Source organism: Variovorax sp. 01N429, from assembly GCF_056399425.1.
On sequence record NZ_JBFTRG010000001.1, the window covers coordinates 292,289 to 308,136 of the forward strand.

The 15,848-nt window shown below is 60.7% G+C and carries 10 protein-coding genes; 3 read left to right on the forward strand and 7 right to left on the reverse strand.

Annotated features, from left to right (window positions below):
* Together AC1DSF_RS01450 and AC1DSF_RS01455 are read right to left on the reverse strand one after the other, a co-directional pair.
* Positions 1–993 (reverse strand): glycosyltransferase family 2 protein, encoded by a 993-nt coding sequence (locus AC1DSF_RS01450; protein ID WP_478124935.1) that lies wholly within the window; start codon positions 991–993, stop codon positions 1–3.
* Positions 990–3,170, reverse strand: coding sequence for a glycosyltransferase family 2 protein (locus tag AC1DSF_RS01455; protein ID WP_478125279.1), 2,181 nt, complete (start codon positions 3,168–3,170; stop codon positions 990–992). The genes AC1DSF_RS01450 and AC1DSF_RS01455 overlap by 4 nt, the downstream gene beginning before the upstream one ends.
* On the opposite strand from AC1DSF_RS01455, the gene AC1DSF_RS01460 reads away from it, so the two are divergent.
* The 3 genes from AC1DSF_RS01460 to AC1DSF_RS01470 are packed head-to-tail and all read left to right on the forward strand — an operon-like array spanning position 3,085 to position 6,021.
* A complete protein-coding gene (locus tag AC1DSF_RS01460) occupies positions 3,085–4,503 on the forward strand; it encodes a mannose-1-phosphate guanylyltransferase/mannose-6-phosphate isomerase (RefSeq protein WP_478124936.1) in 1,419 nt (472 codons plus the stop codon). The genes AC1DSF_RS01455 and AC1DSF_RS01460 overlap by 86 nt on opposite strands.
* Positions 4,504–4,520: 17 nt before the next feature.
* Positions 4,521–5,303, forward strand: a complete 783-nt coding sequence (locus AC1DSF_RS01465; protein ID WP_478124937.1) for an ABC transporter permease — start codon at positions 4,521–4,523, stop codon at positions 5,301–5,303.
* A gap of 10 nt (positions 5,304–5,313) precedes the next feature.
* Positions 5,314–6,021: an ABC transporter ATP-binding protein gene (locus AC1DSF_RS01470; RefSeq protein ID WP_478124938.1), complete on the forward strand. Its 708-nt coding sequence runs from the start codon at positions 5,314–5,316 to the stop codon at positions 6,019–6,021.
* 10 nt (positions 6,022–6,031) lie between these two features.
* Here AC1DSF_RS01470 and AC1DSF_RS01475 read toward each other — a convergent pair whose 3' ends face one another.
* The 5 genes from AC1DSF_RS01475 to AC1DSF_RS01495 form a co-directional block, all read right to left on the reverse strand.
* Positions 6,032–8,041 (reverse strand): glycosyltransferase family 4 protein, encoded by a 2,010-nt coding sequence (locus AC1DSF_RS01475; RefSeq protein WP_478182213.1) that lies wholly within the window; start codon positions 8,039–8,041, stop codon positions 6,032–6,034.
* A 133-nt stretch (positions 8,042–8,174) separates the two neighbouring features.
* Positions 8,175–9,131, reverse strand: a complete 957-nt coding sequence (locus tag AC1DSF_RS01480; protein WP_478124940.1) for a GDP-L-fucose synthase family protein — start codon at positions 9,129–9,131, stop codon at positions 8,175–8,177.
* A 45-nt stretch (positions 9,132–9,176) separates the two neighbouring features.
* A complete protein-coding gene (locus AC1DSF_RS01485; RefSeq protein WP_478124941.1) occupies positions 9,177–9,962 on the reverse strand; it encodes a glycosyltransferase in 786 nt (261 codons plus the stop codon).
* 359 nt (positions 9,963–10,321) lie between these two features.
* Positions 10,322–12,688, reverse strand: a complete 2,367-nt coding sequence (locus tag AC1DSF_RS01490) for a glycosyltransferase (RefSeq protein WP_478124942.1) — start codon at positions 12,686–12,688, stop codon at positions 10,322–10,324.
* Between the two features lie 93 nt (positions 12,689–12,781).
* On the reverse strand, positions 12,782–15,826 hold the full coding sequence (locus tag AC1DSF_RS01495; protein WP_478124943.1) for an FkbM family methyltransferase: 3,045 nt from the start codon (positions 15,824–15,826) through the stop codon (positions 12,782–12,784).
* Positions 15,827–15,848 lie beyond the last annotated feature (22 nt).

The following is a 15,848-nucleotide window of genomic DNA, read 5'->3' on the forward strand; positions in this document are numbered from 1 at the left end:
TCAGACGGATTCAAACAGGTCGCGCACCACACCGCGCGCGCCGCGGCCGAACTTGTTATAGCGGCCGGTCAAGGCTTCGCGGAGCACAGGCACACAGCGCGCCACCCGCGACCGCGGAAGCGCTGCCCGGAACCGTTGGTGCTCCAGCTTGTCGCGCAGCTTGCGGATGGTATCCGGTGCGACGAGATCGCCCAACGACAGCAGCCGGTCGAGCAGCAATTCGGCCTTCTTCGCGCGGTTCACATGGGTATCGCCGCGGGATGCCAGCGCCTTTTTGACCTTGCCCATGAAAGTGTCCCGGCGCGCACCGATCTGGTTGTTCTGGTGCTGGCGGTACTCGATCAAGGGGTCCTCCATCACGTCGACGCGCCCGACGGCAGAAGCGACGATCGCCAGCCATTCATCGTGAAGCCATTCCTTGGGGAACGTCAGGGCGTGCGCGAGCAATGAGCGGCGAAACACCGTTGTCGCGCCGGTTGCCAGGTTGCGGCGCAGGAAGACGTCGAAAGCTCGGCCGCTATGCAGCCATTCGAGTTCGAAGCGCTTGACCTCGAGCGCGTGGAAAAGCGACTGGCCGAGATCGTTTCGGTCGTCGTCGACCAGGCGCGCGTCGCTGTGCAGCAGGAGCAGATCGGGGCGCTTCTCGAACTCGGCGACCATTTTTGCGAGCCGATCAGGGACCCAGACGTCGTCCTGATCGCTCAGGGCGATGAGGTCGCCGGTGCAAGCGCTGACGGCTTGCTCGAAGTTCTTGGTGACGCGCAAGGACTTGACGTTGCGGAGGATGCGCAGGCCGATGTCCAGGCCCGGGCGCTCTTTGAGGCAGGCATCCAGCGTGGCCTGCGCTATTGCGATGCAATCGTCAGTCGACGCGTCGTCAGACAGGACAATTTCCATGGGCGGGAAAGTCTGCGTGCAAATGCTGCGGATTTGCTCGGCGATGTAGTGAGAGCCGTTGTAGGTGCAGAGAGCGACGGAAACGGTGAGGATCATGGCTTGGCCGCTCCTGCGACCCAGGGTACCCGTGGAGGCCACGCGAGGCCAAAGTCCTCGGCATAGACCGTCAGGTTGGGGTTGTAGGCGGGGTCATTGGCAATCAACGCGCCCCAACGCGATCTCATATAGGCCTGCTCCCGGTCAAAAAGCTCGCGGCGTTCGGGCGAGAAGTCCGATCCGCGTGTTGCGGACTCGTGATGGAACAGCTGCGCGTGCGGCGTCCACACGTTGCGGTACCCGGCTTCGAGCAGTTTCAGGCAGAAATCGACGTCGTTGTAGGCCACCTTCAGCTCCGCCTCGTTCAGGCCACCGACCTGCTCATAAGCCGATTTGCGAACGACGAGGCAGGCGGCCGTCACGGCCGAGAAGGACTGCAAGGAGATCGAACGGTTCATGTAGCCGGGGTCCCATGCGGACAAGAACTTGTGGGCGTGAGACGCGATGCCGGTCGCACCGCCGACACCCAGAAGCACGCCGCCATGCTGCACCGTTTCGTCCGGATAGAGCAGCTTGGCGCCCACGGCACCGACGCCGGGCTGCAACGCAATGGAAACCATCTCGCTGAGCCATTCGGGAGCAATGACCTCGATGTCATTGTTGATCAGCCCGATCACTTCGCCGCGTGCGCGGCGCACCGCTTGGTTGTTCAAGGCCGAGTAATTGAATGGGCGATCGTCGCGTATCACCGTGATACCCGGCTGCTTTTGCAGTTCGCCGAAGTACCCCAATGCCGCAGGATCATCCGAGCCGTTGTCCACGAGCAGGATTTCGTAGTTCGGGTAGGTTGTCTCAGTGACGATGCTTTCAATGCATTGGCGGACCAGATCCAGCCCATTGCGCGTGGGGATGATCAGCGAAACCAGTGGAGGGGCCAACGGAAGCTCAAAGTGGACGCGGCGGCCATTCTCCGTATCGAGCACGCGCGCTGCGGTTCCGATGCGAAGGAAATGATCGGTGAGCGCCTTCGCCTCGGCCTCTGCAGTTGCTGAAGAAAGCACCCCATCGTCGCCTTGCGGCCTGTGGCACAGGACCCGGGGTATATGGCGGATTTGCATCGGCCTCAACCTCTCGGCGCTACGGAGGACGAGGTCGTACACAGCCGCTGCGCCGGCATCTTCACGAAAGCCATCGACTTCACCGAGCAAGCCTTTCGAGAAAACCGCCAGGTGCGAAGCCAAATTCTGCGAGTAGAACAACTCGACGTTCCAATCGGGCTTGAACAACGGTTCGATGCGCCCGCCTTGGTCATCCAAGGTGTCCTCATCTGAATAGACGATCCTTGCGTCAGCATGGCTGTGGATCTCAGCGGCGACGTGGCATAGCGCGTACCGAGGCAGCACGTCGCCGGGCTCGAGAAGAACAATCCAGTCCCCGGAAGTAGTGCCCAAGGCGCTGTTCAATGCCTCCGCCTTTGAAAAGCCCGGCCGGCACGGGTGCAGCTTGATGCGCCCTTCTTTCAAGGCCTTGCTTGGAAGAATCGCTTCAGCCCGGGGGACATCGCCTCTCTCAAGGGCAATCACCATCTCTCGGTCCTGATAGGCCTGCAACAGGATGGAATTCACTGTTGAGGCCAACCGAGGCAGGCCGTCGGACGAAGCGACCATGACGACCGACAGCACCGGCCGCTCGGCGCGGGTAGCCATCTCCACACAGAATCGATCTGCCTCACCTTCGGCCATCAAGTCGTAGAGCCGAGCCCACTCCGCATAGCTTTCAGATCGCCGAATGCTCGCCGGATCAAGGAGTGACTTCCGGCCGTTCAGCTGTCGGCGGAGCCACCGTATCGGTGCAGACATCCGCCAGCTCGTCGATTCGCGCAATGCGCGGATCTCACCCTCGAGTCCGCTCACCTGCGTCTGCAAGGCACGAATCCGGCTATTCAACTGGGCGCTGTCCGGACCCGCTCTTTGCGTGCGACGGGCTTCGGACCCATGCGTGGTCGGCAGCGTTGGCTTGGTGAACATTGCTCGAGATCTGCGGCTTGTCTGTCGCTTCTGTGTTAAACGGGGCGCTGCCGATTCGTAGCGTACGGTCAGGGAGGCTGGGGCAGCCCGTAAAATTATCGCCCGTCCAGATTCCAGGAAAAAAATGCGCTTGCTATCCGTCGTGCTCTCTGGGGGCGCAGGCTCTCGACTTTGGCCCGCATCGCGCCAGACCTTCCCCAAGCCTTTCATCAAGCTGGGAGGTTCGACCTTGCTCCAGCAGGCGGTGGAACGCGGACAGGCATGCGGAACCGGCGACCTGATGATCGTCACCAACAAGGACCATCAGTTCCTGACGAGCGACGTCCTGAATCAGATGGCCGATCCGCCGGACACCACCTTGCTGCTCGAGCCCAAGGGTCGGAACACTGCCCCCGCCATCGCGCTCGCAGCGCTCCAATGCACCAGGCAGTTCAGCGGCGACACCGTCATGCTGGTCCTTTCGGCCGATCACCTCGTGCCTGACGTGGAGGCTTTCGTCGCCAGCGCAAGCCAGGCCATCCGGCTCGCGACGCAAGGCAATCTCGTCGTCTTCGGCATCAGTCCCACGAGCCCGGATACCGGCTTTGGATATATCGAGGTGGAACACGCATCTCGCGAAAGCCAACGCACCAAGCGCTTCGTCGAGAAACCCGATCTGCAAACCGCGCAGGAGTACCTGGCCACCGGCCGCTACTACTGGAACAGCGGCATGTTCTGCTTTACCGCTGACGCCATCATCGCGGCTTTTGAAAAGTGCGCCCCTGAGGTGCTCGTCGCGGCGCGGCGCGCGCTCGACTCGTCCAAGACAACCGGCAAGGCGATCCAGTTCGACCTGCATGCGTTCGGATTGCAGCCGGACATCAGCATTGACTACGCCGTCATGGAATGCGCGGACAACGTCCACGTCGTGCCGGCAAAATTCGCCTGGAGCGACGTCGGCTCCTGGCCATCGGTCGCCAACGCCCACACGCCGGATGCAAGCGGCAACACCATGCCGCCAGACGCGGTCGCCATCAATACCACAGGCACCCATGTGCAGATCGACAGTCACGGCCCGAAGCTGGTCGCTACGATCGGCGTGCATGACCTCGTCATCGTCGACACACCCGACGCACTGCTGGTCAGTCACAAGGACAGTGCGCAAGACGTCAAGCGCGTCGTCGATACACTGAAGGGCCGGTCGCACGAATCTGTCCACCTGCCGGCCGTTGTTCATCGCCCGTGGGGCACCTACGCCTCGCTGAAGGAAGAAGACGGCTACAAGGTCAAGCGCATCACCGTCAAACCCGGTGAGGCGCTATCGCTTCAGTACCACCATCAGCGCGCGGAGCACTGGGTGGTCGTGCGCGGCACGGCCATGGTCCAGGTCGGCGAACAGGAATACAAGACATTGCCCGGCGAATACCGCTATATCCCCCTGAAAGAGAAGCATCGTTTGACGAACATCGGCGAAGACGAACTGATCCTGGTCGAAGTGCAGTGTGGCGCCTATCTCGGCGAAGACGACATCGTTCGGCTGGCCGACACGTACGGGCGCGTATGAGCCAGGCACATTCGAACTTGCATCGCAGTGCTTGGGGCGATTGGTGGGAAGGCACCCGCCGTACCGACATCTGGTGGACCCTTGCGTGGTTCGACATCGTCCTGCGCTATCGCCGCTCGATGCTGGGCCCGCTGTGGCTCACGCTGAGCATGGGCGCCATGATCGCCGGGATGGGGCCGCTGTACAGCTCCCTGTTCGGGACCGAGCTTTCGAAGTTCTTTCCGCACCTGGCGCTCGGGATCATCTTCTGGGGTTTTTTTGCCAGCATGGTGATGGACTCGTGCAACGCTTTCATCAGCTCGGGCAACTACCTCAAGCAAGGCTATTTTCCGATCAGCCTTTTCGTTTGGCGCAGCATGGCGCGCAACATCATCCAGTTCGCGCACCAGATCGTCCTGTATGTTCCCGTCGCAATCTGGGCCGGCGTCACGCTGTCATGGTCGGCGCTGCTTTTCGTACCGGCGTTCCTGCTTTTGCTCATCAATGCGCAGGGCATAGGCATTGCGCTCGGTCTGGTCTGCACGCGCTTTCGCGACGTGACCCAGATCGTCACCAGCGTCATGCAGATGTTGATGTTCCTGACGCCCGTCTTCTGGTTGCCATCGAGCTTGCCTGGCCGCGCCCAGTACATCTTGTGGAATCCGTTTGCGCAGATGCTCGATCTTTTGCGCACTCCGCTCATGGGCGGGGTGGCCGAAAACCACAACTGGTGGGGCATCCTGGCCTGGACGGCCGCAACCCTGGTGGTGTCGAGCCTTCTCTTTGCAAAGTACCGCCGCCGGGTCGTCTACTGGCTGTAAGAACAAGAACATGGCCCTCATTTCCCTCAAGAACGTCTCGGTCAACTTCCCAATCTATGGCGCCGGCGCTGCTTCCTTCAAGAAGACGCTTGCCGCATCCGTCACCGGCGGCCGCTTCGGCAAGGAGACCGGCGTCAACGTCGTCCAGGCGCTGAGCAACATCAACCTTGAACTGAAGAGCGGCGACCGCCTGGGGCTCATCGGGCACAACGGCGCTGGCAAGTCGACCTTGCTGCGCACGCTCGCGGGCGTCTATGAGCCTTCGTCGGGCGATTTCGTCCGCCAAGGAACGGTCTCCAGCCTCATCGACCCTTCACTGGGCATCGAAGTAGATGCGACCGGTGTCGAGAACATCATGCTTCGCGGCCTGGTGATGGGTATGAGCAAGAAGCAGATCGATGCGCTCACCCCTGAGATCTGCGAGTTCAGCGGGCTGGGCGAATATGTCAACATGCCGGTTCGCACCTATTCGACCGGCATGCTGATGCGCTTGGCTTTCTCCATCTCCACCAGCGTCGAGGCCGACATCCTGCTGATGGATGAATGGCTGTCAGTGGGTGACGCGGAGTTCACGGAGAAGGCCGAGAAGCGCATGAAGGACGTGGTTGCAAAATCCGGCATTCTTGTTCTGGCTTCCCACTCGCCAAGCCTCATTGCCAAGGAATGCAACCGAGTGATCCACATGGAGCACGGGCGGATCGTCGACGTCCAGCAATAGATCCGTCAGCTCACTGGGGTGCGTCGCTCTGTGCCCTGATCTCCGCAAGGCGGCTCGCGATTCTTCGGCCTGCTGCCTCGAGCGACAAATTGGCTTCCGCACTTGCCTTGCCCCGGGCGCCCACTTCGCGCGCCCAGTCCTGATCCTCATAGACACGGCGCATGAGCTGCGCCGCTTGCTCGATCGATGGCTCCGCCCATTCCAGATCGGCTTCGTAGGGCGGAATCGGCTTGCCGAGCTTCACCAGTTCGTACGGCACGAGCAGACTGTTGCCTTCGTCCATGAAGTCCACGTTCCCCGAAAAGTTGGTCGCGATCACGGGCTTGCCCATCAGCATCGCTTCGGCCATGGTCAAGCCGAGACCTTCGCTGCGATGCAGCGAGACATAGGCATTGCAGGCATCCATCAGCGACAGCACTTCGTCCGGGCTGAACACTTGGTCGATCACCGTGATGTTCGCGCCCGCTGCGGCGTCGCGCAGCTCCTGAAGCTGGGTTGGATGGCGATCGCCGAAAGAGGTTTTCAGCACGAGTCGGACCGCATCTTCCGTGCGAAACGCCTGCTTGAAGGCTCGAATCAGGCCCAGCGGGTTCTTGCGCTCCATCACGCTCATCATGTGGAAGGTGAAGAGGAATGTGAATGGAGCTTCATCCAGGCCAAAGTACTTTTTGCCGCGCCGCTCGAAAGGGGCGAGCTTCACCCCCGGAAACAGTGTGCGAACTGGAATGGAGAGCTTTTCGCGCAGCCCCTTGGCCACGAATTCGGTGGCGGCCCATACTTCGTCGACCTTTCGCGCGTGGGCGATCCAGCTGTCGGGGATGGAATCGAACTCCCAATACCAATAAGCCACGCGATAGGTTCGCGGTGTGCGCTCAAACAGACTCGCCCGCTGGTAGGCAGTGTCGAAGAACGGCTCCGGCTGAGTGTGGACGATCGTGATGTCGTGGCATTCCATCCCGCGGAAATCGACGTGGTGAGGGTCATCTTTTGCATCAGTGTGAACATCCCGGAGCGACACCGACACGCCCACTTTGCCCACGGCCTTGACCATCGACTCGGCCGATACCCGAAGCCCTGACGGATAGCAGAAGTGGCCAATCACGTTAACGCCAAGCCGTGCGAGTTCGGCGCCGGCGACTTCGATGTCGACCCCGCGGCACCACTCAGAAACAGCGATCGGAAGCCCGCTTTCAGCGGAGGACAACCACGCAAGCAATGCCCGCGCGCTTCGCTCGTCGTGCAATGCATTCGGATGGGCCGCGCGCCATGCCTCTCGGCAGGAGTAGCTCACTCGAATTTGATCGGCCGCGTCCTCCCACTCGGGCCAACTCGACGGGTCGACCCAGGACCCCAAAGCGCCGTATGCGGAAGAGAACCAGTTGGCGAAGGCGTCTCGTCCGAACACGGTCAAGCCGTCGGGATGCTGTTGCTGCCATGCCGGGGTGAACGCATGAGCCAGCATCAGTTCGCGTGAGGGATTGCGCTCTGCTTCCAGAAGCAGCCACCAGACTTCCTCGGGCCGCAGACGCATTTCGACGAGCCCGCAGCCTGCAAACCAGCGAAACAGCGCGCGCCGGCCAGCGGGCGTGAGGCCGTGCGGAAGCACCGACATCAGCATGCGGCTCGTGACGAAGTTTTGTCTCGCGCGCGCAGCAAGGTCGGCATTCAATGCGGCGCTGACATGCTGCCAACAGCCTGCGTCGAGGCCGAGTTCTCCGATGCCCGACTGCCGGAGCCATGTGCCCAAGCCGCCTTGCGGGCCACCAGCAAGGCCAGCGGGGAGTTGCGCGCGAAGGTCCGGACGACTGCGCCACAGGTCGATGCAAAATCGTGCCGCAGACCAAAGGTCCTTCACATCGGAGGCGCCTGTGCGCGACCACAGCATCGCGTTTGCATTGGCAAGAGGGCCTAGCGCGTCAGTGATCTGCGCGTCGTCGAACAGATCGAGAGCATCGGCAGGGGGCACGGAGACGTTGCGCTGGACCATGGCCGCCCGGGCAGCCTCACGGTCCACGAGCATGGCGGTCTCCCTGTCTCGCGCCTCCGCTGCGGCGCGATCTCGCAGGAATCGCATCCGCTGAGGCATCCGCCAAGGCGTGGCGAGCCACCAGGCGCTCTTGGCGGCCCTTCTCACATACCACGCGATCTCACGATCAGACATACCGCTGCAGGAAATCTGCGTATGCGGCACGAAGACCCGTCTCGAGAGAGGTTTTCGCCTTCCACCCCAAAGCGCCGAGCTTGTTCACGTCCAGTAGCTTCCGCGGCGTTCCGTCGGGCTTCGTGGCGTCCAGTTTCAGCTCCCCTGGGTACCCGACTGTCGTTCGGACGAGTTCTGCAACCTCCCGAATGGTCACATCTTCACCGACACCCACATTGATCAAAGGTGTGACGTCAGGATTGGTGAGCATCCGAAAACGGTCCTCTGGAAGGTCGAGCAAGAACGCGATTGCATCGCCGATGTCCGACGAATACATAAACTCCCGACGCGGCTTGCCCGAACCCCACACTACGACGGAAGACTCGCCCCTCACCTTCGCCTCATGAAAGCGTCGGATGAGAGCCGGAAGCACGTGCGAGTGCTCCGGATGGTAGTTGTCACCAGGGCCGTACATGTTGGTCGGCATCATTGCGAGGTATCGGGTGCCGAATTGTCGATTGAACGCCCAGCACGATTCAACACCCGCGATCTTTGCGAGCGCGTAAGGACGATTCGTCGCTTCGAGCGGCCCTGTAAGAAGGTATTCCTCCTTGATGGGTTGCGGGCAGTCGCGAGGGTAAATACACGAGGAGCCCAGAAAGATCATCCGGTCGATGCCGGCTTCGTGCGCCGCATCGAACACGTTCAGCTGAATGCGCAGGTTGTCGTGCAAGAAGTCAACCGGGAACTTGGAGTTCGCAAGGATGCCTCCAACCTTGGCCGCGCACATGACGACATGGTCCGGCCGTTGTTCGAGAAAGAACGCGCGAGTGGCATCGCGATCTCCGAGGTCCAACTCCGCATGTGTGCGGGTCACGATCCGAACGTCGGCACGGCCGCGCAGGGCCTTAACCGTCGCGGAGCCGACCAGGCCGGCATGACCTGCGACGAATACTTTTTTTGCTTGCATTTGGAATCTCTGTAGTTCGCCGAGTACGACTCGGTTTTGCAGTGCTCAAAGGCGACGAATGTGTCTGACTATTCTGATCAATGGATGCCACACAAGACGCGTCGCCCTGAAGATAGCGTAGCGCTGCGATGCTTCGCGAAGCGACGCTGCGACCGAAGGGTCGGAGGAATCGGGCGGAGCCTCCTCGACCGCGATTTCACGGACGCCGAAGGGGTGCTGATACCTGCCGGCGTAGAGCGCCTCGCTCGGGGTGAGGATAAATCGCTCCAGGTCTTCCTCTGCCTGTTCCCAGGCGAGACGTCCAGCCCGGACGCCTTCGGCGGCGCGTGCACCGAGCTGCGCGATATTGGAGAAATCCAATGGCTGCGGATGTTGGAAATCGTAGAGCAATCCGTTCAATCCGGGGATGATGTATTCGTTCATGGTTCCGAAATCAGGTGCCACGACGCACTGCCCCCGGGCCATTGCCTCGAGAAAGGATTGTCCGATGCCCTCCTCCAGTCGAGGAGCGAAGTAGACGTTGGCGCGCTCCATGATTGCTTTCAGTTCCGCCTTGTCTTCGAACCAGGTGGAGGTCGTGATGTGGTGGCGCTCCAAATCCTCGCTGGAAGGCAGTTCAGCCGGCGGCGTGCCCGGATCCACGGCAAGATGGATATGAAAGCTGTCGAAGGAAGTGTTGGCGATCAATTGGCGAATCAGTCGCCACGGCAGTTGCTCCTCCCGCCGCACCCAAAAGAACCCATGAAGGCCCTGCCTCTGCGATGAATGCAGTTCCACCAGCGGCTGGTAGTAGCGCACGAAGTGGCTCACGATGCCGAAGCCGGTCGTCATGCAATGCGCGGCATTCGAGAAATTCAAGACCTTGGAACCCTGGAATGGCTCCCAAAAATCGGACAAGTTGTAGATGGGTCCTTGCCAGAATCCGAATTGGTCGAGCATCGGGATGTACACGACATTCGGGTGCGCCAGCCTGAAATAGCTCTGGTCGGGCGGGCAGTAGGACTGGAACATGATGACCACGTCATGCGAGCGCACTTGCTCCCATGCAACGGGCGCGCCGCCTTGCCACGCATCGTCCCAGAACCAATCGACTTGGTGACCTCGCCGCCTCAGGATTTCCGGAAGGAACGCCGTCGACTTGGTTGTGCGGTGGTAGGAATGGTCGACGTATGCAATGCGGGCCACTGGGCTTACTTTCTGACCATGGTTGCGTACAGTCGCTTCGCGACCGCAAACGCCCCTGGGTACTTTCGAAGGACTTCCTTGATGCTTTGCTTGACAGTCAGCCCCTTGGCATCCGGCACGTTTGGAACGGCCGCTGGTTCCAGGTCGGCAGGATGGCGGAGTGTCTCCATGCTCGCCCAACTCATCGCCTCGATGAAATCTCGGTTTGACGAATGCCGCGCAAAAACATCCTTGAGGAACTCGGTCCTGTTCAAGGGCATCTCCGGAAGGCCCGCAGCGGCCGCAAAGAGGAAGAACGCGTGGTAGAGACCTGTCACGTCTGTCGGAGATAGGAACGGAAAGCGCTCGCCCACGACCCGCATGCACTCGATACTGTGCTGACGCACGTCGCCGGAGGTTCCCCCGAGCGAATAGTTGACAGTGACCTCCCTCGTATAGACAAAGGCCGCCTCCACTTCCATGCACGTCATGATCCACTTGAAATCGGCGGTGATCTTGTAGGAAGTGTCGTAGGGGCCCGTTCGTTCGTAGGCTTCTCGCGTGGCGTAGATGCCGTTGTGGCAATCATTGGCGCACATGAAGTACGAGCCAGGATGGACGAATGCCGGGTACCACTCCATTCTGACGTCCGCGCCGCGCACGTTAGCGGCCGTCAGGAGAATTGCAGCGCCGGAACAGTCTCCAAGACGATGGACTGCGATCTCGGCTGCTTCAGGCTCAAGCCAATCATCCGAGTTGAGAACACAGATGAGTTGACCGCGCGCCAGCGGGATTGCTTTGTTGATCGCATGGTAGAGCCCCTCGTCCGGCTCGGATGCGAAGTAGTCGATCCGGTCGCCGTATTGGCGAATCAGATCGACTGTTCCATCCGTGGACGCGCCGTCGAGGACCACATGCTCAACGTTGGAGTAGGTCTGGCTTTGCACGCTCTCGATGGTGCGCGCCAGCGTCTTTGTGTTGTTGCGTACAACGGTGACGTAGGTGACCAGGGGGAGTTCGGCGGTGCCCGTTTTGAAAATTCCGCGCGTCCGCAACCCGCCTTCGACGCGAGGAGCTCTCTGGGGAGGCAGGGCATCGACCCACGACGGCCAGTTCAGGCTTGGCTGGCTTGCGCCCGTCTGGCGGACCCGCAGGAAATGAGGGCCGCGGCTGCCGTTCTGGTAGTCGATGAAGTTCGCCTCGATGATGCCGTCGGCTCGGGCAAATCTGGCGGCTTGCGCGCCTGGCAGCAGCGTGCGTGGCTTGCGATTCGAAGGTCGCTCCACATGCCGAACAAACGCGGCACAGAGGGTCTCCGTCACGATTTCCGCGCAACGGTCCCAACTGAACAGCCGAGCCCGCTGCACGCCGGCCTGCGAGAGCTCGTGACGATACGCCTCCGACGATGCAATGCGCCGAATTGCATCTGCCGCACCCTGCAGGTCATCCGCGTCCAGCATGATTCCGGCATTGCCGACCACTTCGGGCAGTGAAGAATTGTCGGAACAGATCACCGGCGTGCCGCAAGCCATCGCCTCCAGCGGCGGCAGGCCAAAACCTTCGTATCGCGACAGGTACACGAAGCACAGTGCATCGCTGTACAAGGCCGAGAGATCGACATCTTCGACAAACCCTGTCAGAACGATGCGAGACCGCCACTTGCCCGCCTTTTCCAGGGCTTCATTGAGGCGTTCGAGCTTCCATCCAGACATTCCCGCGAGGACAAGATGCGCATCACTCGATTCGTCCTGCTCAAGATGGAGAACAAAGGCGCGAACAACCTGATCGAGATTTTTGCGTATCTCGAGTGTCGCCAGGCTGAGAACATACGGAACGCCGGGAGGGATTCCGTACTTTGCCCGGACCGACGCTCGTTTCTCTTCGTCCTCGCAAGGCACGAAGGAAGGTCCGGCCGCCAAGGGAATAACTGTGACCTGCCGCGGGCTCAGGTCAGGCCGCCGTTCCAGAAGGTCCTTTTTCGTGCACTCTGAAATTGCGAATACCACCGTGTGCTCGTCAAGGCTGTCGATGATGTTTCGGACCTCCGTGGCTGCCTCGGCGGAAAAAAAGTCGGGCCGCTTGATGGCAATCAGGTCGTAGATAATGTGGGCCTGCAAGACACCGGGATCGAGCAGCCAGCGCGCAGGGGCTACGCCAAAAGGCGACAGCAGAACGTCTGCATCCAGCGACGGATCCGAGTTGCCTGTTTGGTGGCGCTGAGCAGTCAGGCGCCTCGAAGCGATGTAGTGGGCTGACCTTTCTTCGTCGCCCTCCCTATAGAACAAGCGCGTATCCAGTCTTGGAGATTGCGCAAGACGCGGAAACAACTCGTCGCATACGCGATACACGCCCGTTTTGACTCCCTGCGCCAGTACATACATGTCCAGCGCCAAGCGCGGCTTCGAATTACTCATTGTTCAATTCTTTTACTCAGTCAACACGAATGCAGCCCCCCACATTAGAACAAGTCCGCAGTTCGACCCTTTCTAAGTTGCGATTTGAGTTCTGCCGGCCCGCGCCGCCTTGATCTCCGCCAGCCTTTGGGACGTTCTCTGACCCGCAGCCTGCACAGAAAGCCTGGCCTCCGCGCTCGCCCTGGCCCTCGCGCCGAGCTCACGGGCAAACTCCGGCTCGTCGTAGAGACGCCGCATGAGCGAGGCGGCATGATCGACTGAAGGCTCCGCCCAAATCAGTTCGGGATCGTAAGGCGGCATCGTTCTGCCGAGTTTCACCAGCTCGTACGAGACGAGCAGGCTGTTGCTTTCGTCCATGAAGTCAACATTGCCGGAGAAGCCGGTGGCAACTACCGGCTTGCCCATCAGCATGGCCTCTGCCAACGTCAGGCCAAGCCCTTCGCTTCGATGAAGCGAAACGTATGCATCGCAACTGTCGGTCAACGAAAGTACTTCGTCAGGCGTATACATCTCGTCTATTACCTGAATCCTCGCTCCCGCTGCCGCGTCGCGCAGTTGCGTCATCTGGGCTGGGTGGTGATGACCATACATAGTCTTCAGGACGAGCGACACTGGCTCCTGAGGCCCGAAGGCTGCCTTGAACGCCCGTATCAGCCCCAACGGGTTCTTGCGTTCCATCACGCTGTTCATGTGAAAGTTGAACAGGAACATGAAGGTACCCTCTTCCACCCCGAAGTAGCTGCGGTCGCGACGCTCATAGTTCCCCAGCTGAACGCCAGGGAACATCGTCAGGACAGGTACAGGCAAGCGCTCGCGCAGCCCCTTGGCCACGAACGAAGTCGCGGCCCAGACTTCGTCCACACCTTCGGCACGGCCCACCCAGCCCTCTGGAATTGAATCAAATTCCCAATACCAGTATGCGATGCGGTATGTAGCGGGCGAGCGCTCCTGCAGATCGCTTCGCGCGTAAGCGTCTGTGAAGAATGGATCCGGCTGGGTGTGGATGAGCGTCACATCGAAGTCCTCCAGACCGTCGAAGCAGACATGATTGGGCTCGTCAAGAATGTCTGTTCTCAGATCGCGCAACGAGACTTGGATGCCTTCGCCACGCATGCCGGCCACCAATGACTCGGCCGAAACGCGCACCCCGGACGGGCTGCAAAAGTGTCCGATCACATTGATGCCAAGGCCCGCGAGTTCTTCCGCGGTTTTCTGCGGGTCGAGTGCCGCACACCACGCCCTTGCATCTGCCGGGAGTGAATCTGGGCCGGATCGAAGCCAGTCAACGAAGGATCGTGCCGACGTATCCGTCTCGAACGCACCGGGATGTAGTGCCTGCCAGTCTGGGCGCGCCCAATAGGCCTCGCGCAACCGCCGAGACGCCGACGTTGCGACCGGCCAATTTGACGGCGTCATCCATTCTTCGTCGACAACTTTGTGGGTGCCCGCAAACCATTTTGCGAATGCTTCCCGCCCAAAGACGGTCATGGCATCCGGGTGACGCCTTTGCCAGTCCGGAGTGAACAGGTAGGCCCGAACAAGTTCGAGAGCAGGGTTCTCAGCGGCTTGCATCAACAGCCACATGATTTCTTCCGATCGCAGATCGAGCTCTTGCCTGCCGTGGCGCATGAACCATCTGAACAGGCCGGCTTGGCCTGGCGGCGTGAGCCCATGCGGCAAGCCGGCACGTATATCGGCTCGAAAGAGAAAAAGCTGGCGGGCTCGCGCGGCGAGGTCTTCTTCCAACACCTCTTCTATCGCCCCTCTTCCCGCTTCTTGCAGGCCGAGGGCGCTGGCATTTTCGGCCAGCCATTCTGCAAAACCGCTCGCCTGCGGATCAGACAACGCGGCGGGAAACTGCGCACGGATTTCCGGTCGGGTGCGGAGCAAATCGACGATGAACCTCGCGGCCGACCATGTGTCGACGATTTGCTCTGGCGCTTGCTTGGGCCACAGCATGAGCTCCAGCGGCATGCCAGCTGCGTCGTGAAGCGCAGTGTCATTCAGCAGGTCGAGGCAACTGGCGGACCCCCTTCCCCGTTCACGAATGAACCGCAGTCGCTCCGAGATGCGCCATGGAGTGAGGATCCACCAAGACAGCTTGAGAGCGCGAACACCTTGCTTGCGAAGCGGTGTGGGCACGACGGATGTGACCTTCTGGAGCGCGGTTGTTGCGCGCCATGCCGTCGAAGCTTGAAGTTCCCGATGCTGCTCTGTCAAATCGGCGATGCGCTGACTCGCCCCTGCGATCGATCGATCCCTTTCCTTGATCACCTTGCGCAGTTGCCTCAGTTCGACGTCCGCGCTGGCCCTGACGCGTTGTTCGCGGCGCCGCGCTTCGATGGCACTTGCTTCTGCCACTATCACCCGTTTCTGAGCGGCCGCCATCTCGGCCTCCTGCCGCTCCAGGCGATCTCGGAGATCCTGGACCTCGGCCATGACAAAGCCATCAAACACATTGGGAGGGCTCCTGAAGGCTTCTTTCAGTTGTGCCCGCTCACGGGCTACGTAGAACCGGTTCAGTCCATCGCTGTACACGTGGAAGTAATCGGCCTCCAGCAGCAGATGCTCCCAATCCCCGTGACTCTCGATCTGTGAGTTCGGGAGCGTGGCCTCAACGACGACGATCCAAGGTCGATGTCGGGTCCAGTCGTTGCCGGCCAGCACCTCCTTCTCCAGTCCCTCTACGTCGATTTTGAGGAAGTGGACATCCTGGTCAGGGGGAACGTGTCGCTGCCACACCGACGCCAGGGTGCGCATCTCGACCGTCTGCCGGGTTACGACCCAGCCGGCCTCCAGATGGCCAAGGGCGAACTCCTCGTTGGCAGTGGACAAACCGGAATCCCCGACAAAATTCACCATTACGGTGCCGAACCGGTCGCCCAAGGCCACGCATAAATTTACGTCCAGGGGGCGCCGCTCGACCAAGCCGCTGAAGTGGACCGGATTGGGCTCGACGTTGATGCCACGCCACCCTCTTTCGCTGAATGCCCGTGTCACGGAATCCTGATCCGGCGACCACGCGCCGACGTCAATGTAGAAGCCGGCTGACAGGTGCCCCAATGCACGCCACAACATGACATCTTCAAAATTCTGGGCGTATGAGACGAAGGACATAGGGGAGCATTGGATGAGTTGG